At 35.4% G+C, this 20,683-nt stretch carries 16 protein-coding genes and 1 other RNA gene; 5 read left to right on the plus strand and 12 right to left on the minus strand.

The features are described 5' to 3' along the window. Positions 1-334: 334 nt before the first annotated feature. The 5 genes from rsmI to F6K06_RS03350 form a co-directional block, all read right to left on the minus strand. Positions 335-1,174 (minus strand): 16S rRNA (cytidine(1402)-2'-O)-methyltransferase, encoded by an 840-nt coding sequence (gene rsmI, locus F6K06_RS03330; protein ID WP_287242232.1) that lies wholly within the window; start codon positions 1,172-1,174, stop codon positions 335-337. Positions 1,175-1,604: 430 nt separating this feature from the next. After that, positions 1,605-2,030: a hypothetical protein gene (locus F6K06_RS03335; RefSeq protein ID WP_287242230.1), complete on the minus strand. Its 426-nt coding sequence runs from the start codon at positions 2,028-2,030 to the stop codon at positions 1,605-1,607. A 78-nt stretch (positions 2,031-2,108) separates the two neighbouring features. After that, complete coding sequence (locus tag F6K06_RS03340) at positions 2,109-2,477, minus strand: phasin family protein (RefSeq protein WP_287242228.1); 369 nt, start codon at positions 2,475-2,477, stop codon at positions 2,109-2,111. 29 nt (positions 2,478-2,506) lie between these two features. Continuing rightward, positions 2,507-2,603: signal recognition particle sRNA small type (gene ffs / locus F6K06_RS03345), an RNA gene on the minus strand. A gap of 23 nt (positions 2,604-2,626) precedes the next feature. Further along, on the minus strand, positions 2,627-2,893 hold the full coding sequence (locus F6K06_RS03350) for a YciI family protein (protein WP_287242226.1): 267 nt from the start codon (positions 2,891-2,893) through the stop codon (positions 2,627-2,629). Between the two features lie 23 nt (positions 2,894-2,916). On the opposite strand from F6K06_RS03350, the gene F6K06_RS03355 reads away from it, so the two are divergent. Then, positions 2,917-3,477 (plus strand): 2'-5' RNA ligase family protein, encoded by a 561-nt coding sequence (locus F6K06_RS03355; protein WP_287242225.1) that lies wholly within the window; start codon positions 2,917-2,919, stop codon positions 3,475-3,477. Positions 3,478-3,975: 498 nt separating this feature from the next. Here F6K06_RS03355 and F6K06_RS03360 read toward each other — a convergent pair whose 3' ends face one another. Both F6K06_RS03360 and F6K06_RS03365 read right to left on the minus strand, forming a co-directional pair. Further along, positions 3,976-6,666: a ParA family protein gene (locus F6K06_RS03360; RefSeq protein ID WP_124143012.1), complete on the minus strand. Its 2,691-nt coding sequence runs from the start codon at positions 6,664-6,666 to the stop codon at positions 3,976-3,978. Positions 6,667-6,685: 19 nt separating this feature from the next. Further along, entirely contained in the window at positions 6,686-7,120 is a 435-nt protein-coding gene (locus F6K06_RS03365; RefSeq protein WP_124143013.1) for a hypothetical protein, read from the minus strand. A gap of 152 nt (positions 7,121-7,272) precedes the next feature. Here F6K06_RS03365 and F6K06_RS03370 point away from each other — a divergent pair, with 152 nt between their 5' ends. Continuing rightward, on the plus strand, positions 7,273-7,848 hold the full coding sequence (locus tag F6K06_RS03370) for a Uma2 family endonuclease (protein WP_287242222.1): 576 nt from the start codon (positions 7,273-7,275) through the stop codon (positions 7,846-7,848). A 190-nt stretch (positions 7,849-8,038) separates the two neighbouring features. On the opposite strand, the gene F6K06_RS03375 is transcribed toward F6K06_RS03370, so the two are convergent. Further along, positions 8,039-8,650 (minus strand): hypothetical protein, encoded by a 612-nt coding sequence (locus F6K06_RS03375; protein WP_287242219.1) that lies wholly within the window; start codon positions 8,648-8,650, stop codon positions 8,039-8,041. A gap of 420 nt (positions 8,651-9,070) precedes the next feature. After that, positions 9,071-11,995 (minus strand): aminomethyl-transferring glycine dehydrogenase, encoded by a 2,925-nt coding sequence (gcvP, locus tag F6K06_RS03380; RefSeq protein ID WP_192901030.1) that lies wholly within the window; start codon positions 11,993-11,995, stop codon positions 9,071-9,073. A gap of 683 nt (positions 11,996-12,678) precedes the next feature. On the opposite strand from gcvP, the gene F6K06_RS03385 reads away from it, so the two are divergent. Then, the gene (locus tag F6K06_RS03385) at positions 12,679-13,743 is read left to right on the plus strand and encodes a pentapeptide repeat-containing protein (protein ID WP_124143015.1); all 1,065 of its coding nucleotides are present in this window, start codon (positions 12,679-12,681) and stop codon (positions 13,741-13,743) included. 349 nt (positions 13,744-14,092) lie between these two features. On the opposite strand, the gene F6K06_RS03390 is transcribed toward F6K06_RS03385, so the two are convergent. Then, positions 14,093-14,440, minus strand: a complete 348-nt coding sequence (locus F6K06_RS03390; RefSeq protein ID WP_124143016.1) for a hypothetical protein — start codon at positions 14,438-14,440, stop codon at positions 14,093-14,095. Positions 14,441-15,330: 890 nt separating this feature from the next. Next, a complete protein-coding gene (gene gcvH / locus F6K06_RS03395; protein ID WP_124143017.1) occupies positions 15,331-15,729 on the minus strand; it encodes a glycine cleavage system protein GcvH in 399 nt (132 codons plus the stop codon). A 106-nt stretch (positions 15,730-15,835) separates the two neighbouring features. Between gcvH and F6K06_RS03400 the strand changes: the two genes are divergently transcribed. Continuing rightward, complete coding sequence (locus F6K06_RS03400) at positions 15,836-16,660, plus strand: alpha/beta hydrolase (RefSeq protein ID WP_124143018.1); 825 nt, start codon at positions 15,836-15,838, stop codon at positions 16,658-16,660. A gap of 222 nt (positions 16,661-16,882) precedes the next feature. On the opposite strand, the gene mazG is transcribed toward F6K06_RS03400, so the two are convergent. Next, positions 16,883-17,692, minus strand: a complete 810-nt coding sequence (gene mazG / locus F6K06_RS03405; RefSeq protein ID WP_124143019.1) for a nucleoside triphosphate pyrophosphohydrolase — start codon at positions 17,690-17,692, stop codon at positions 16,883-16,885. Positions 17,693-18,697: 1,005 nt separating this feature from the next. On the opposite strand from mazG, the gene F6K06_RS03410 reads away from it, so the two are divergent. Further along, positions 18,698-20,032 carry a sensor histidine kinase gene (locus tag F6K06_RS03410; RefSeq protein ID WP_287242216.1) on the plus strand — a complete coding sequence of 445 codons (1,335 nt, stop codon included), beginning with the start codon at positions 18,698-18,700 and terminating at the stop codon, positions 20,030-20,032. Positions 20,033-20,683: the final 651 nt, after the last annotated feature.

The raw sequence follows: 20,683 nt of genomic DNA on the forward strand, positions 1-20,683 counted from the left end.
TATACAATTTTAGCATAGTGTGGATAATGACTTCCTATTTTTTTTTGATCTTCTTAATATTTAATGCTGATAACTAGGGCGTGACCGATCTAATCTAAAAGAATTGACATATAAAGACAAGTGCCTTTTTGGGGCATTGAAAAAGTGCCTGGTATCACGTCTAAAACGCTCAAAAAGTTAGTATTTTAGGCAAGGTTGGGCATAAAAATAATTCTTACAATTCTTACTCCTGCCTCCTCTAAATTCCCCTAACTCCTGTCTCCTGCCTCCTGCCTCCTGCCTCCTGCCTCCTGCCTCCTGCCTCCTGCCTCCTGCCTCCTACCCCAAACCCTAACTATATTTTTAGAGCTATTTGATAAATTTGGCGACGGGACAGGTTTGTTTGATAGGCCAGTTGGCGACTAGCTTGCGACCGCGAAATTCCTTGTTCTAAAAGTTTTTGTAATTCTACTTTAATAGTATCTTCTGATATTACTGGTGTATCTGGTTCAGCTCCTGCAATAATCAGGGTAAATTCTCCCCTTGGTTGATTAGTTTGATAATGAATAATTGCTTGTCCAATTGTACCACGCCAAAATTCTTCATAGAGTTTTGTTAATTCTCTAGCTAAGACTATTTTTCTCTGTTTACCTAATACTTTAGCTAAATCTTCCAAGGTTTGTTTGAGCTTATGGGGAGATTCATATAAAATTATGGTTTCTTGTAAGTTGGGTAAAATTTCTAAGTCTTGTTGACGTTGTTTACTTTTGCTTGGTAAAAAACCGATAAATATAAATTTATTGCTAGGTAGTCCAGAAGCACTTAATGCTGTAATACTTGCACTTACTCCTGGTATTGGTACTACGGATATATTTGCTCCAACACAAGCTTTTACTATTTCATATCCAGGGTCAGATATTCCTGGCATTCCTGCATCAGTTACTAGAGCAATTGTTTTTCCTTGATGTAATTTTTCGATTAATTCAGGTATACGACTTTGTTGGTTATGTTGATGGTAACTTAATTGTGGAGTTTGGATATCAAAATGTTGTAATAATTTGTTGGTGTGGCGAGTGTCTTCTGCTGCTATTAAGTCTACTGTTTGTAGGGTTTTTATTGCTCGAAATGTTATATCTTCTAGATTGCCTATTGGTGTACCAACAATGTAAAGAGTCCCTAAATTCACTTCATTCATATAGTGCTCCGCGCAAGGCAAAAGTCATTTCAGTTATCAGTTATCAGTTATAGCTTTTGTTTAGCTAAATCGCCCTTGAGCCTCACGCCATAATCTGTGATTTGGCGACCAGATGAATCGGCGGTAAATTAATGGGAGCAGATGTACCATTAATTTACAAATTTTTATGTTATCATCGAATTATGCTGGTTTGAGCTAATCGCCGCCAGTAATAAACCATGAAAATTCAATAGGATATGGGGTTGTTAGCCCGAATTCCTAGTCAACCGTGGGAAAACATAAAATCTTATTGCGGAACTAGGTGAGCAGTTTTTTATGTGCAAAAAGAGCGGCAGGGCATTCCGTTCTTAAAGCTCGTGGAGCCCGACGGGATACCGGGGCTGCGAAACGAGAAGCCCGCACTATAGCACCTGCTTAGTGTGGGAGTATGTCACTTCAAATTACTATTATCTGATTCCCAGTCTGGACAACTTTCTCCATCTACACCATAAGGGTGCATCCCACAAACTAATAAATTTCCGCCATAAACTTGACCATGATAATTACTACATCCTCTACAAGCTGGATGTTTTTCTAGTGTTGGTTCTACACGATCCACAAAATAGTCTATATCTTCCCCTCCCACATCAAAATCTAAGTCCAGATATACTTCGATAATAGGGTCGATTAAATCATTTAGATACTCATCTAAATCTACAATAAAGTTAGTACGTATTTCTTCAGTAATCTCTTCCGAGAACTTTCCCCACTCATCAAGCACTTCAGAAACTTCTTCTGCCATTTCATTGAAGAAACTTTCTACTTCTAAAGCAGCAGTTTCAATTACTTCAAACAAGTTTTTTGACCAGTCTTCCATTATTATCTGTTTGAGCTTTTCTCTTTAAACTTAGGGTGTCTAAACTCTTGGAGAAGAGCTTAATTTTTGTCCGAAGATTTAATCTTTTTGTAGCCGACGCAATTCATCCTGTAGCTTATGCACTTCTTGGCGCATCTTATCTACTTCTTGGTTTGACTCTGATGAACTGTCATCCTCAGAAAGAATTTCTATACGACGTGGTTCACTAGGTCTTGTGTCTGGAGATGCCTCTACCGGTGGCTGTTGCATGGCCTTATTCATCATATCTTCAACAAATTTACGACCCTCTTCCGTAGTCATTTCACCACGCTTAACCATCTCATCTGCCAGTTTTTGGGTCTCTGTTCTGAGTTCTGCTAATTTCTGATTTGCTTTCTCTCCTGCATAGGAGGCTAATCCCACTCCTAGATAAACTGCCCTTTGAATAATTCCTCCCAAATTATCCATAATATATTTTTCTGGCTCCTGATTAATTGGGTGACCCGGAGTCAACGCCTACCATAAGCATCCCGTGTTGCTGCTACCTTCCGGTCCTGACAAGGTTTAGGCGTTACAGCCGCGCTGGTCCGAATCATTTATTACTATAACACAATTTTTTATTCTGCAACTATGCACCACTGATAAATTTCATAGGTGACACAATTATTTTTGATTAAGGGGTCTTCAGCTACTATTTTTTGGGCTTCTTCCATAGATTTGGCCTCGAATAGTAACATTCCTCCTTGATGTTTTTTCCAGTAACCACTCTTAGCTTTATGTCCTTTAGCAATTAATTCTTGGACATAAGCTTTATGAGCTGGTACATATTGGTCAAATATGGTTTTTTCAACTATACCTTTTTCTATTTTGGCAAACCAAGGCATTTTATTTTTTGAATTTTAATTTTATGGGTCAGTCAAAACGTTTATTATTTGTGGCTCTTGTGCCACCTGAAAATATTCAAAACCAAGTTACGGAAATTAAGGAATATTTTGCTACTAAATATAATAGCAGTCATGCTTTAAGGTCCGTGCCTCATATTACTTTACAGCCTCCTTTTAAATGGCCGACTGAAAATTTAGCAGTTTTGCAGGAGTGTTTACAGACTTTTGCCCAAAAATGCTCTGCTTTTTCCATTACTTTGTCTGGGTTTGCTGCTTTTCCACCTCGTGTTATCTATGTTAATGTTGTCAAAACTCCAGAACTATTAAAAATACAAAAAGAGTTAATTGGATTTACAGAAACTACTTTAGGAATTGTGCATCCCCCTTCTAAAATTCGCCCTTTTTCTCCTCATGTTACTGTAGCTTTTCGAGACTTAACTAAACAGAATTTTAGAGCAGCTTGGTTAGAATTTCGGGAGCGATCGCTTGACTTTGAATTTACAGCTTCTCAGTTAACTTTATTAATTCATAATGGTAAGCGGTGGGATATTTGTAATGAGTTTCCTTTTTTCAGCAAAAATTGAGATAATCCGTAAGTATTCAGCACTCAGCTATCAGTTATTAATTTATTGCTTTTTGAGGAGGAATTAGTATTAATAGATTTAAGGAGAATTCAAAGTATTGGAAAAAACTGACCTTGACAAGGGAGAGTGTATATTCATTATTTATGAAACAGCTAAAAGCTGAGTGCTAATAAGCGTTCTTCTTTTTTCCGAAATTCAATAATTCCTATTTCCCTCATCAAAGAAACAAACTCTTCAAAATTTTCTAGAATTTTCTCGAACTTTCTCTGGCAAATTCTGCCATATTTCTTGTAATTCTTCTTTGATTAAAAAAGCTGGTTTTCCCTGAAGGGAATCAAAAAAATTAATTAGATAGGGATATTCCTCTAGAATTTTTTCACATCACTTTTCTGATGCTTTTCTGAATCCAGATTATAGAGATTTTATTTTTTCATTTTCTCAGCACAAATTGAGATAATTCACTAATAAGACTTAGGCAAATTTGGCAGATAGAAATTTCTATACTGTACCTTGGCGAATTATTTCAAAGCCATAAACATATATATCTGCAAATTTATAGCGTTTTTCTTTTTCCCAAAATTCAATAATTCCTATTTCCCCCATCAAAGAAATAAACTCTTCAAAATTTTCTAGAATTTTCTCTGGTAAGTTCTGCCATATTTCTTGTAATTCTTCTTTTGTTAAAAAAGCTAATTTTCCCTTAAGAGAATCAAAGAAATTAATTAGATAGGGATATTCCTCTTTAATTTCTTGACATCGCTTTTTTGATGCTTCTTTTAACCCAAATTCTAGAGATTTTCCTTGCAGTAGACGCTCTGTACGGATTTGAGTTAATGATTTTCCTCTGAAAGTTAATTCTTGTTCTTTTGCTCCTTCAAGTAATAGACTTAAACTTCGAGGAAAAGTCGTGCCACTTGAGTCTGTTAAGCGTTCATAAACCCATCGAGATACTTTTCCTCTTCGACGACGACTTCCCCATAGTAATTCTAATGCTTTATCAAGCTCTTCTTCATTCGCTATATCTATACTTTCAACAGCAACAGGAGAAACTTGGTCAACTAAATTTTTGAAATCTTGAGATTGTATTGCTTGACGAAGCGCTAAACGTAAAAAGTCTATTTGATTCCACTGTAAAATAATATCCCTTCCAGTAAAATGACTTTTATTATCAAAACTTAAACGATTCCAAATATCTTCTCTCAAGAAAATTTTAAATCTAATTTCTGTTAGTCTACTTGCATCACAAGACTGAACTAATTGAAATAATCCAGTTAATGCTTGTTGTCTTAATTCTCCTGCTTCCGAAAAATCTTCATCTAAATCATCGTAAAGAAACCATAATTTTTGAGACTTTTCTTTTGCCTCTTGATTAAGAATAATATTTACTGCATCTTTAACTGTAAGTATGAGTTGAGAGTTAGTAGATAATTCTAATAAAGCTTTAGTTGATTCAGACTGCCATGTATCTTTTGGTAAATTATTAATTATTTTTTTCAGCTCGGTAAACTTTCCCCTTTTACCTTTATTACCTCTGGGAAATTTTAGTAATTCTTCCTGATCACATCTAAATAGTAAATAAGCTCTCCAAAAAGCTTCCCATGTTCCATTCTTTTCCTGCAAAGTTCCATGAATAATTTGAAATTCTTCACGGGTAGGTCTACTTTCTTGAAATCTACCGTGTCCTGATAAAAATACAGTATTATCTAACCGTCCGCGAGCTAATTTTTGAGCTAGTTCTTGATGTTTTAAAAATAACCAATATAGGGCAGTTTTACCTGTTCCTTTTTTCCCTCGAATTAGGCAGGTTGTGTCATCTAAAAATTTTTCAAAATCAGTAGTGCGCTGAAACAATAAGCTTAAATCTTGCTTCTGATCGGCCACATTTACTTCAGGAAACTTTAGATTTTCAAGAATTTCCCATCTTTGTTCAACAATATTTAAAACTTTACTGCGTTTAATTTCATTATTTTTTTCATCAATTATATTAGTGATTTTACTATAGTAATCTTGTATTTCTGGTATGGGATAACTATCAGCTAAGGCAATTGGTACAAGGTAAGGAATTACTAATAATTCATCATTTTCTGGTTGCTCGTTACTTGTATTTGAATCTTCTTCATCAGTATCATAGTTTTCATATGTTTCATTTTTTATCTTTTCAAGCAAGGAATTCCAAATGTTTTTGACTTTATCTAAACCACTATTTGTCACATCAGTTACAGGAGAAAAAACAAAATTAATAGATAGGTTTTTCAGAGTTTGAAGAGATTCTAATAGTAGCTCTATTCCCTGTTGATTTTGTTCATTAGGAAAAATAAAAATAATTGCTTCATCAGCAGCTTGAATTAATGATAAAGCACCCCATTGATTAATCCCAGTTCTAGAGTCAATTAAGAGAATATCTGGTTTTAATTGTTCTTGAATTTCCTGCTTAAAAATAGACCAAAGATTTTTATCTCCATCTATAACAGTTGTGGCATGAAGATCGTCAACTTTAGACACATAATCAAGACTAAGATATCCAGCAGGAACAACAAATACTCTACCTGTGGCATTAGGTATTCTTACTTCACTAAATATGTCTGTAATTAAAATACTGGGTTCTATTCCTTCTGGTAAGTAGGAACGTTCGTAAAAATAATCAACAATTCCATATTTTGGCTTTTCCTTAAGGTTAAATGCTGTACTTAACCCAGGTGCTTCTAAATCTAAATCTACAGCTACAACTTTACGGCCTCGCATTGCTAAAATTGAGGCTACATGAGTTAATGCAGTAGTCCTACCTACTCCTCCTTTAAAAGAATAAAATGTCACTGTTCTGGGTATACTGGGTTCTTTCTGGGGTAGTTGAGGTTGATTTTGTGGGTTTGCTGCTTGGATAGCTAAATCTTGCCAAGTTACTAATGAGAATGTCTCAGAAATTTGTGGAGGTGAAATATTTAGTGATTCAGCTTCTTTAGGTGTATATAAGGAAAGAAACCCAGGAGATAAATGAGGCACTTGAGATTTTAATAAGTTAGAAATTTGTTCTTTCCGATGAGGGATGGATAAACCAAAAAAGCGATCGCTAACTAAAGTTAAATTGAGCAAACCTGATGTGGAAATATTTACATCAACCCATTCTTGAGAGTTTTGAACGTATTGGTTTTTAATATTTTGCTTTAGTAATACTTGCCAATTTTCTTGCATTTTTAGTTCCTTTAATTTATTAAAGTGTAGTAGCTTGTTTTTGTAGCCATCCTATAAGCTTTTGATATGTGTTGAAGCAGTTTTTATAATTTACATTATTAGCTTCAATAGCAAAATAACGTATATCTATAAAATGTTGACACATTGGGTTTTCAATTTCATCCAACCACTTTCGTACTTGAGGAAATTTATCAATTCTAGATTTAAGTTTATTGTGTCGTTTTAATGCTTCTGTGTAGCTATGTCCTGGATTAGTAAAAGTATGTCCTGGATTATTGTTATCTGTTTTCCATTCTCTAGTTGCACTGTTTGGTAAAGTAGCAAAAATCATTGCTTTTAATAAACACTCAATAGTGACACCTCCAAAGTGCATAGCTCCAATTTTTATTCCTGATTTATCTAATATTTCTGTATCAGAATAGCGTTCTAAAAAAGCTGCTTGGTAATCTTCCATAAATAAAAAAATATAGCTTTGATAATGAAAAATATCATGATTTTAACATTATATTTCCTACGCATCCGTAGAGACATATTTGGAGAAAGCTAGTTTCTGGTTTCTCGTTATTGCTAATGATACAATCATATAATACCTCTATCTCCCAAAACATGATTGCTAACCAAAACACAAATTATATTCCTCCTGAAGAATACCTAACAGGAGAAGAACTCAGCTCTATCAAACACGAATATATTGATGGACAAGTATACGCAATGGCAGGTGCTAGTGATGCTCATGTCACCATTGCTGGAAACTTATTTGCACTGTTGAGAAATTATCTGCGAGGCAGTGGTTGTCGTGTTTATATGTCGGACATGAAAGCTCTTATAGAAACTACCAATACATTCTTCTATCCTGATGTTATGGTGACTTGCGACGCCAGAGATAAAGCTTTGCCAAATCATAAAAAATATCCTTGTTTAATAGTGGAAGTTTTATCGGAAAGCACTGAAGCATTCGATCGCGGTGACAAATTTGCCAACTATCAGCAATTACCAACTTTGCAAGAATACGTTTTGATTAACCAAAAACGCCAACGTTTAGAATGCTTTCGTCGCAATGCTGAAGGTCTTTGGGTATTGCACACTTACACTCAAGGCAGTGAAATTCATCTGGCAAGTATTGACTTTCGGACTAGCATTAATAGTTTGTATGAAGATGTCACTTTTGGAGAAACTCTGTAGTGCATTATATCCTTGGGGGCGGGATCATCAGATAATTTATAACACCATTAATTTAACGCGGAACCTGCCCCTACTTTTGCAACGTTGAGATCGCTTTTACGTTTACTGCTAATATCTACTTTTTTTCATTTTCTAGTAGATTTCCTATTGTATCATTTTATATGAAACAGTCTACTACAGTCCACTACTACTAACTCACGGTCGAATAACTTACAAAATTCGTTAAAATTCCTAAAATTTTCGGTAAATTCTTAACAGAATATTCTTCCAAATCAACTGTCATAGTTTGAGATTCTAACTCTAAAAACTGCCAAGTAGTTCCAGTAGTAACAACCCCATAAATTAAAGGAATTTCGTTATCTTCTCTTTGATTAAAAACTTGGGCAGCGACCATTTCTGCCATACATTGAGCTAAACCCGACTTGATATTATCGTTTTTCGCTTCCACCAAAGCAACAACTGGCGCTTCAATCAAAAGTTGCAAACTGGAACAACTAATAATAAAGTCACAAAAACCATTCAATCCCTGTTCAGTATCGATATTAAATTCTACACCCGAAAAAATGCTTATTTGATTGTCTAACTGTTTTTTGATTGCAAATAAAATCGGTGCAATAATTAACTCTGATCGTGCTTTTTCTGTGCCAATAGCGACTGCTAACGGTAAGTAATATTGCAATGCTTCTTGTAAAAATTGACTCGGTGGAATTTCTGGCAAGTCATTAAACTTTCCCACGGTTTCAACTATTGTTAAATTAAAGGTTTTTTGCAACTCTTCTATAGTGAATTTACTGTAAGACATTGGTTTTAATTTTTTGGGGAGTGTCTCCTAATCTTTGTTTTGATTGCTATATTTAGGGTTTGCTGAAAAAGTCGGGTGATGGTAGGCAACAGGGAACAGGGAACAGGCAACAGTCTAGTAGTCTGGTAGGGTGTGTTAGCGAAGCGTAACGCACCGAACATAATCAGGACTTACGCAAATTCATCTTTAAAACGCCATATGTAGGGGCGTTAACGATAGTTATGCGAAGCAAATGGCATTGGCGTTCCGCCAAGCTCCGAATTGCGCCCTCACTGGATTTAGTGTCCGTGTGTAAGTCCTGATTATGAAAGAGGCGGTGCGTTACGACGGATTGCTAAATCTCTTTCAGAGTCTAAATTTACGCCGTCTAACGCACCCTACAAATTTGGCTGATAGCTGATAGCTGACCGCTGACCGCTTTTAACTATAAGCTTCTATCGGCAAACAGGAACACACAAAATTACGATCGCCAAAAGCATTATCAACCCTTCCCACAGCAGGCCAAAACTTATGCTCCCGCGTCCAAGGTGCGGGATAAGCGGCACGTTGTCGAGAATAACCATGTTTCCACTCATCCACCATCAAACTCTCTGCGGTATGAGGTGCATTTTTCAACAAATTATCCTGTTTATCTGCTTTCCCAGTTTCAATTTCTTCTATTTCCTGGCGAATCAAAATCATTGCATCACAAAAACGGTCTAACTCTTCCTTCGACTCACTCTCTGTCGGTTCCACCATAATTGTTCCCGCCACAGGCCAAGAAACAGTCGGCGCGTGAAAACCATAATCCATCAAACGTTTGGCAATATCTTCCACTTCAATACCAGCCAACTTTTTCAACGGACGCAAATCCAAAATGCACTCGTGAGCAATAAACCCATGCTTACCCTTATACAAAACTGGATAATAATTCTCCAACCGTTGAGCAATATAATTAGCATTCAAAATTGCTACTTTGGTTGCTTCAGTCAAACCATCTGCACCCATCATGGCAATATACATCCAAGAAATTGGCAGAATACTGGCACTACCCCAAGGTGCAGCAGATACCGCTCCACTAGAATTTTCTCCACCAATATTAATCACAGAATGACCTGGTAAAAACTGTGCTAAATGAGATTGAACGCCTATGGGACCCATTCCCGGACCACCGCCACCGTGAGGAATACAAAAAGTCTTGTGCAAATTCAAATGACAAACATCTGCTCCTATTTCTGCGGGGCGACATAAACCTACCTGAGCATTCATATTCGCTCCATCCATATAAACTTGACCGCCGTTACTGTGGATAATTTCGCATATTTCAGAAATTTCTTCCTCAAATACACCGTGAGTTGAGGGATAAGTAACCATAATGGCAGCTAAGTTATCTTTGTTTTTTTCTGTCTTCGCCTTTAGATCTGCAATATCTATATTTCCTTGTTTATCGCATTTGACGACTACAACTTTCAACCCACTCATCACTGCCGAAGCAGGGTTTGTACCGTGAGCAGACTCAGGAATCAAACAAATATTGCGATGTGCTTCTCCTCGGTGAGCGTGATATTCGCGAATTACTAATAAACCTGTATATTCTCCCTGGGAACCTGCATTTGGTTGTAGAGAGATGGCGCTAAAACCTGTGATTTCTGCTAACCATTCCTCTAGTTGTTCAAACATTATTTGATAACCTTTGGTTTGGGAAGTGGGGGCGAAAGGATGAATTTTGGCGAATTCCGGCCAGGTTACAGGTATCATCTCTGCTGTAGAGTTGAGTTTCATTGTACAGGAACCTAACGGTATCATTGATGTTGTTAGGGATAAGTCTTTTGCCTGTAAACGGTGGAGGTAACGCAATAGTTCGGTTTCTGAGTGGTAGCTGTTAAATACTGGGTGAGTTAAATAACTGCTGGTGCGGGAATGTAATCCCCCCTGACTCTCCTTTGTAAGGGGGGGAGTGTTTTCGATGTCTGGTAATGGTTCTCCACCAGCAAAAATTTCCCACAAATTTTGCACATCTATATTAGTTGTGGTTTCATCTAGGGAAATGCTGAAAGTTTGATCGTCGAGACTCCGGAGATTAATACCTGCTGAAACAGCAGCATCAATAATTTCTTTTGCACTTTTCAGAGGAGATTCAGCACCCACTGTTATCCGAATAGTATCAAAAAATGATTCTGCACCAACTTGATAACCAAGCTGTTTTAAACCTGTTGCCAACTTAACAGTCAAACTGTGAATATTTTCCGCAATCTCCTTTAAACCATCAGGACCGTGATAAACCGCATACATACCTGCCATCACTGCCAGCAAAACTTGAGCAGTACAAATATTACTCGTTGCCTTCTCCCTGCGAATATGTTGTTCCCGTGTTTGCAATGCCAACCTTAGCGCAGGGTTGCCGTTAGCATCTTGAGAAACTCCGACAATACGTCCTGGAGTTTGTCGTTTATAAGCTTCTTTTGTCGCAAAATAGGCAGCATGAGGACCGCCGTATCCCAGAGACACGCCAAAACGTTGAGTATTACCTACAGCAATATCAGCACCAAATTCTCCTGGAGGCGTTAACAAAGTCAAACTGAGTAAGTCAGCAGCAACAGTAACTAAACCTCCCACTTCGTGAACTCTTGCCACAAAGTTGCGGTAGTCATATATTGCGCCGTCGGTGGCAGGATATTGGAGGAGTGCGCCGAATATTGGTTTGTCAAAGGTGAAGGTGCGAAAGTCGCCAACGATAACTTCTATTCCCAATGGTTGTGCCCTAGTTTTCACAACTTCAATATTCTGAGGATGGCAGTTAGAGTCAACAAAGAAAGCTTCTGCTTTAGTTTTGCACAGACCGTAACTCATGCTCATTGCTTCTGCTGCTGCTGTAGCTTCGTCGAGTAGGGAAGCGTTAGCTATTTCTAAACCTGTTAAGTCTGTAATCATGGTTTGAAAATTCAGCAATGCTTCCATTCGTCCTTGAGCTATTTCTGCTTGATAGGGAGTGTAAGCAGTGTACCAACCAGGGTTTTCTAGGATATTGCGGAGGATAACTGGTGGGGTGATGCAGTCGTAATAACCCATTCCTATGAAGGAACGAAAGACTTGGTTTTTGGAGGCTATTTCTTTGATTTGGGCAAGAGCAGCAGTCTCGCTCAGAGATTTTGGTAGATTTAGGGGTTTTTGGTATCGAATTACTTGTGGAACTGTTTTGTCAATTAGGTCATCTAGGGAGGAAACACTTAATACTGTCAACATTTTTTGAATTGCGTCAGAAGCAGGGCCAATATGTCGTTGGCAAAAGTTAGTAGATTTCTGGCCATTATTCTGGTGTTGTAGTTGAGCGGTTGACTTTGTATTAGATTTGTGTATTACTACCACTTTTATATTCCTTGGAGTTAACTTCTGATTAAGTTTTAACAAAAATTCATAACTTCATGGGAGATAAAATAATTTTTTTTGTTTAGAGGCCAAATTTTGGGATTGTCAATTCAGTTATCAGTTATCAGTAGGCATCTCCGGAAAAGAGGGAGTAGGGAGTAGGGGTTAGGCAGTAGGGGGAAAGAATTGATAATTTCTGTGGGATAATTGATTTGATTTTTTATTATTGGAACTGAAATAATACGGAATCGAAACTTTTCAGTATGAAGATATTTTCAACAATTAATTATTAATTATTACCTCTTCTTTTTAAGGAGAGGATTGACGCGGTAGGGAAAATTTTTTCTTCTCTTGGTCGATTGGATATGGCGAGGAGACCTTGCCATCCCACCCTACGGGAAGCTGCGCTTTTTCCTAGGTCATGCTACGCAACATATTTGCGGAGCAAAACGACCGCTTTTTTCTCCTTTAAAGAAGAGGCTTTAAACCTTAATTATTCGGTAAAAGTTTATACTATTGCTGTAATATAGCAATCCTAAATTGGTTGTGAAAAATCAAAAAGTAGATAAAAAAACTGAAACTCTTACCTGTTCCCTGTTCCCTGTTCCCTGTTCCCTGTTTCCTAAAAATAGTAAGATTTTTATACACAAATAAAATAGGATTACTATAGTATTTTTTTGACTATGAAAATAAAATTTATTGCTGCTGGCTTAGGAATTTTGAGTATTTTATCAGTATCATTTAGTGTAGTTAAGTTACGCCAGAATCAAGTACTCGATCGTACTGTTAATTATGCTCAAATTGAAACTTGGCAGCATGACTCAAGAGAAGATTTTTTTAATTGGGAATCTATTTTAGAACAAATTAATAGTTTGCCTTTGTTCAGATATACTATAGGAATTACTTTCATATTTTTCTTTATTTTTGTCTTTGCAATCTATCGGGAAAAAGAGTTAAACCCGATTACAATGAAGCCAGAAAGAGTTCATCCAGTTATCTACTTGAATAACCTCTTATCCTCTATAGCTAAGAAAGAACCTTGGGAAGTTTTTGAGAAAATATTTTTGCCTGTTTTTATCGGTTTAATTGCCAGTTTTATTACTTACGATTTAGAACAGATTCAAGAACAAATTGCTGATAAACGCCTCCACGAACAAATATGGGAAAACTACCTGAAAGAAATACGAGAAATTTTGGTAGATCGATCAAATATTAATAATACTGATACGGATAAATTTGATTATTTAGATTTAATTAGGGCTAATACATTAGCTTTATCAATTCGTTTAGAAGATAATAAAATACTCAAAGGATTATTATTACAATTTCTATATGATACAGAATTAATTCGATGCAGACAATTAGATGCAGATTGCAATCGAATAGTTTCTCTGGATCGAGTTAATCTAGAAAATGCTCAATTAATGAATGCTAATTTAGAAAAAGCCAAGTTAAGTGGTACTAATTTTACTCATGCCAAATTGACAAATTCTACTTTGGTAGAAGCTGATTTAAGTTATGCAAGATTAGTAGAAGCTAAACTTAATAATGCCAACTTATATCAAGCAAATCTCAGTTTTGCTACATTAAATAATGCAGATTTGCGAGGTGCAGATTTAAGTCAAGCTAACTTAACTAATGCAAATCTTAGTGGTGCAAAACTGGATAAAAAAACAACGTTATTATTTGCTACTTTGTGTCAAACAATTATGCCAGATGGAAAAATTTCTAATGAACAATGTCCTTAGCGATCGCCCAGGGTGATATAGCAGTAAGTTCTTTGGCGTTTGACAATAAATTTGAGTGGTTTGTGCAGCATTCCGCACCGGAATTGGGAGTAAGGAGTAGGGGGTAGGGAATAGAGGAATATCCGCGTCCTATTTGCGTAGTCCTATAGATGAAGCATATCTTCAACAATTAATTATTAACAATTACCTCCCTTGAAAACCGATTAGGATTGGCAAACAGGATTTTTTTCTTTATTTCTTCAAAGAAGAAGATGCTTTCAACCTTAATTATTCGGTAAAAACTACAAAGATTTCAGGAACTAATTATTGTCAATTCCTGTTGTAGTTTAATAACATTTACAAACAGTCTCTAAAATTTTGGATTTTCATTAACACTTTGCCAGATTTGTTTACAACGCTCTGGATTCAGTGTTTGGTCAAAATACTTTCCCTCTCTCTCTGATTTTTTTAAAATTTTCAGGCTTTCATTACTATCTATATCTCCATTAATAATAGCCTTCTCAAGTGCTATAGTTCCAGCACGTCTAGCAGATTGATAAATAGATGCTTCCGAAGGATTTTTAGCAGCATTATTTGTACACCAACTCATAGCACCAATCATCTGAGAAATTTTTTCCCCATTCCATGTTTCTGCTTTTACAGATATAGGTATTAAGCCGATTATGACAGTTAAACTAAACCATATATATTTTTTCATTGTACTACCCCGACTATATTTTTTTTATATATTCCTATTATATCAGATCACCTTCAAATTATCATAATCCGGGAATTAAGATAGCCAAATTAACTAAAAAAAATATCAGCCATGCTTGACCAGATAAATTCACAAAAAACAATTTATGATGAGGAATAAAATAACATTAATACCACTAACTTCAGCAAAGAAAATAAGGCAGAAAGGTTAATAAAGACAGATAAGGTCATTTCAGTTATCAGTTATCAGAAAAAATCTACACCCTGCTGAAAAATTTTCATCATTTAAGGCTGATATAATTTCCGTTTAATAGCGTGATCAAAAACTTTCTTATCCTTCTTCTCCTAATTCCTGATTTTTTCCTCCTGACTCCTGAGTTATCACTCCTCCGTAGTTAGAGAAAATAAGGCAGAAAAATTAATAAACGCAGATAAGGTAAATAATCTGAAAAATACTTATTTAATATCAAATCTGGTTAAACAGTTATAGAATGGTTAAGTATTTAGGAGTCAGGAGTTCAGGAGTAGAGAGAATCACTTTGATGAGCATAGTTATGACGATTGGAAATTTTTTTTATGTCCAATAAAACGGATTTGATATAACTAGATACTATTTCAAATAACTTAGCCAGAAAAAGTCTACCCCTGCTGAAAAATTTTCATCATTTAAGGCTGATATAATTTCCGTTTAATAGCGTGAAAAAAAACTTTCTTCTCCTCTTCCTGATTTTTTCTGATAACTGATAACTGATAACTGAAATGACTCCTCCATCATTTTCAAGCAACCTTTGTAGAGACATTCCATGGAACATCTCTACATTATTGTTCGGAGGTGTATAATGAACTTAGTCAAGCTATTGTTGTAGATTTGAGAATATTTTTGGTTACTACCTACTCTCCTTCTACCATTTCACGATACTCCTCAGCAGAATAAATATCATCTCCTTCTAGTTCATCAGGGTCTTTAACGCGCACCTTCATCAGCCAACCCTCTATGTATGGGTCTTCTTCTGATAACCGCTCTGGACTTTCTAATATTTCTTCATTGCGGTCTATTACTGTACCAGTAATAGGAGCATTCAAGTCTTCAACTGCTTTGACAGACTCAACACTGCCACACGATCCTTCTTTTTCTATTTGATCTCCCACCTCTGGAAGCTCCAGAAATACAATATCTCCCAACTGCTCAATAGCATAGGCACTGATACCAATAGTGGCAATTTCGCCATCCATTCTTACATACTCGTGGGTTTCAAGATACTTGAGGTCATCTGGAAATTCTAATTGCATTTATATTCCTCGCAATAGTACAAATAATGCTAGCCAGCTCAACACTAGAGCTGCGTTACAAATTATTCCGTATAGAATAATATAGGTAAATATCCAGTTCTTTCTTATGGATAAGAAAAATATTATAGGATTACTTATAGGGAAATTTTCTGTTCTTAGACTAATCAGATCTACCCTAATTATCTATGTCCTTGTTGGTTTTTGGGCTTTCTTTTTCTCAGATCGGCTGATTTTTTTACCCCGTCCATCTAGCTATCAAGAAAACCAGGAATTTGTCAAGCTTCAGTCTAGTAATACAGTCCAAATTACAGGTGTTTATTTAGCATTACCCAAAGCAAAGTATACTATTCTCTACAGTCATGGTAATGCTGAAGACCTAGGGGAAATTTTGCCCAGGTTGCGAGATTTGCGAGATATTGGGTTTAGTATATTTTCCTACGACTATCAGGGTTATGGAACAAGTCAGGGAAATCCTTCAGTGAAAAATGCCTACCAAGATATTAATGCAGCTTATGAATACTTGACCCAACAGTTGGGCATACCTACAAACCAAATTATTGTTTATGGACGTTCAGTTGGTGGAGGGCCTTCAGTAGATTTGGCATCCCGGCAGTCTGTGGCTGGTTTAGTAGTTGAAAGTTCATTTACAACTGCATTTCGGGTTGTGACGCGCATCCCTATTTATCCCTTTGACAGGTTTCGCAATATTGATAAGATAAAAAATGTTAATTGCCCAGTTTTGGTAATCCACGGAAATTCTGACCGAGTGATTCCTTTTTCCCAGGGGAAACAACTTTTTAACACAGCTAATGAGCCTAAACTTTCCTTTTGGGTTGATGGTGCTGGTCATATTGATTTATTAGAAGTGGCGGGTGAAAAGTATGAAAAAGTGATGATTGAGTTTGCTAATTTGGTGCAACAAAATCAATAGCAGGAATTAAGTTTGACTCAAGAATAATTTTAAGTTTATTGATACTTATATTATGTCCAATTAAGTACTTATAAATAACAACCGAGGAGTCAGGAGTCAGGAGGGAAGAATCAGGAACAAGAGAAGAAAATTTTTCATCACCCTATTAAACGGACATAATATTACCTAAAATCTGATAGAGCCAATTATCTATAAATTTGTATTTCATCCAATTTCTAACTGCTATACATACTTCTTTTTTTCCCTTGCTAATTGTGCTTTTGCATTTTGCCACATTTGTTCAAACTCCGCCAAAGTATACTCAGAAAGAGGACGGTTGCACATTGTTTCTACTAAAGCAAACCGTTGCAAAAATCGATGATTAGTTCCTTGTAAAGCTTGTTCTGGATTCAAATCATACCACCTTGCCAATTGCACCAAAACAAATAAAATATCTCCCATTTCTGCTTGTTGATGTTCCTGATCTTCAGATTGTAAAGCTTCTTCAAACTCCCCAACTTCTTCGTGAAATTTTCTCCAAACTCCTTCAATATTTTCCCATTCAAAACCAAGAGCAGCAGCTTTTTTAGAAATTTTCATTGCTGCCATAAGTGGAGGTAACTGTCGAGCGTATCGACTGAGTTTTGTACTAAATAAATCATTAGTTTCTCCTTTTTCTGCTGCTTTGATTTGTTCCCAATTTTGCTTAACTTCTTCTGTACTATTTACTTTCACATCTCCAAATACATGAGGATGTCTTCTAATCATTTTTTGATTAATATTTTGAGCGACTTCAGCTAAAGTAAAATCATTTGCTTCACTAGCTATTTGTGCTTGCAAAACCACCTGTAATAATAAATCTCCTAATTCATCAACTACTGCTTCTTTCTCTCCGCTTTTTATTGCATCAACTGCTTCATAAGCTTCTTCAATAATGTAAGGAGTTAAAGTTTCTGAAGTTTGAGCTAAATCCCAGGGACACCCCCCATCTGGAGAACGTAATTTTGCTACTATTTCTATTAGTTCTTGTAACGCAGTCAATGTTGAATCCATATTAGATAACAAAATAGTTTAATTTTAATATTAAATAAGTAAAATCCTTACTAATGTTTACCCTATCGTCTATAGAGCAGACTTCCAAACTCATTACTAGAATATTTTTGTCCTACAGTAATTTTGCTGTTATTTAAGTTTAAGGAAAAAAACAGTATTTATAGCTAATTAAGAGGATTTGATCTAGCAGCCATCTTTGATGATTATATAATAAATATTCTGGAAAAAGGCAGCGTGGATAAAGATTTTCAAACTGTTGATATAGAAAGTTGAGGATTTATGACAACTCTTACGGGTGAGTACTTGTATTTCTACTTAAGTAAGTAGGTAAGCTTAGTGAATCCATATATCTTAAACTATAATCATACACATATTTACATATATTCAATTTATTAAATTTTGATCCCAATTTATTAAAAAATAACTGGTATCGTTACAGAATTATATATTATAGTTATACCAAATTAATATGAAGTTGCATAGAATAATGTTTTAATCAGAGTTGATTGTAGATCAAGATATACAAGTTAATAAATTTCATAATTCTGTGCCACCGCGCCACCTAATACCTAACACGTAATTCTGTGCAACCTCACATAAAATTGGTATTAGTTATAGATAAAAATATTGAGTACTTTGCTCAATTTACTTACTTAAATTTTATAAGAATAATTACTGATTTACCTACATTTACAGTCATAAATTTATCATAGTATCCAACTATATAGATTATTATCTATCAAGTAGTATGCAATGAAATAATTAAACCTTTTTTTATTTGTGACCAAGATATAGGCCACATAATCTATACATATTAGATAAAACAAACAAATCTATTAAGAAATAAAATTAAGCAATTGTTATCAGCTCTGATGATCTTCTGAGGATTGTGCTAGAAAAGTTAAAGATAGCCATGATAATATATTCCAGATGTGCAAGCAAACTATCAGGAATATTTTGATAAATAGTATCTATTGATACAAAAATACTAGGAATTCCCTTAATATGTTTGCTTTGTATGAGTCATATTCAGATTCATTTATTGTGCCTAATTTAGAGGTTAAAAGTCAATTTTTATCTTTAGAGTCAACTATACAGGAACTACCTCTGCAAGACTTTCAAATTGTATCTAGCTACCTTGGGAAAGATATTGCAACTGTGTTTGAAGCCAACCCTTTGCTGCCTGGTGTGATTTTGAGAGATCGGCAAGATAAATTAGTTGGTATGATTTCCCGAAGATTATTTTTTGAAAAAATGGGAAGTCGCTATGGTATGGAGATGTTTTACAAGCGACCTATAGAAGCTTTATATCATGTCTCCAAAACAGATATATCTATTCTTCCTGGTAATACGTTGATAGTAGAAGCAGCACAAAAATCTTTGCAGAGACAGCCTGAGTTATTATATGACCCAATAGTTGTAGAAATAGAAGCTAATGTTTATAGACTTTTGGATGTGCATCAGTTATTAGTCGCTCAGTCAAATATTCACGAACTTACGAATTATCTACTACAAAAACAAACTCAGGCAAAAGCTATTCAAACGGAGAAAATGGCAAGCTTGGGAAGAATGGTTGCCGGGGTAGCCCATGAAATTAGAAATCCTGTTAACTGTATTTGGAATAATTTAATATTTCTAACTTCTTATTTAGAAGAAATTACTAAGCTTTTATCTGCTTATGATCAAATATCAGAGCCATCTCCAATTATCAATCGAATTAAAGAACAAATAGATTATGATTCTTTACAGGAAGAATTAGCTGAGACGACTCAAGGTATTAAATTGGGTTCGGAACAACTTCTGAAAATTGTGAATAGTCTTCGCAATTTTTCTCACATGGATGAGTCTCAAAAGAAACAAGCACATATCCATGAATGTATAGATAGTAGCTTACTTATTTTAAATAATCGTCTTAAAAATGGTATCAAAATTCTTAAGAATTATTGTACAAATTTACCAATGATTAGTTGCTATTCTGGTCAACTTAGCCAAGTATTTATGAATCTAATTAGTAATAGTATTGATGCACTTAATGAAAAATTAGCTGAATTGGACTTGTGTGATTGGCAACCTCAAATTGAAATAAGCACAGAAGTCATAGTTAGGAAAGAGTCTGATTGGTTGACTATTAGAATAGCTGATAATGGGCAAGGTATTCCTCTAGAAATACAAGATCGAATCTTTGAAAATTTTTTTACCACTAAACCTGTAGGTAAAGGAACAGGTATGGGTCTAGCTATTTGTTACCAAATTATTACTGAAAAACATGGTGGAAAGCTTAAACTAAATTCCTTACCAGGCAAGGGTACTGAATTTGAAATTATTATACCAATAGTTTAATTGAATACTGTTCACGCTCTAGAAAAGAAAAAATATAAATCAGACAGTCCTTACTGAAAAAAAAAGAGCAGAGGATCTTTACCAAGAGAATTTATTAAAAGTCTGAAGCGGAAATTATAGATGTATTATTTATAGATATATTATTTCCAATAGACATCTCCAGAAATTAGATTTTCACCTATGACAGGATAAGGGTTTCAGATTCTTTTTCAGATATATGTAATAGTAGTATACTGCAAATTATAAAATTTTTAGGGTAAAAACAGAAGCTCAAATCCTACCTAAATATACTCTTTCCCTACTTTTTTTCAAATTTTTTAGTGGTAAATGGCAAAACTTCTGTTATACTTGAATTACTAGGTGGAGTTTCCAGGGATTTTAAACCTGTGGAGAAGATAAGTTACAGACTGGGGTCAATGGTCTTCAGTGTTTGCGCAGCATTGCGTCAGCACGCGCAGGAAGCTAGCTCCAAAGCTCAAAATACCGTTTTGGGTAAGTTTGGGTAAGTTTAGTCGAATGGTATCCTATCATATTATATACTTTATACTTTCAACTGAACTTCTTAACCATAAATACTCTTTACCGTGCCAAATCGAAATTTCTTAGTTTCTTTATTCATTACCCTTGGCCTATGGGGCACTACAGTGAAAC

This window comes from Okeania sp. SIO1H4, from assembly GCF_010672695.1.
GTDB classification, from domain to species: domain Bacteria; phylum Cyanobacteriota; class Cyanobacteriia; order Cyanobacteriales; family Microcoleaceae; genus Okeania; species Okeania hirsuta.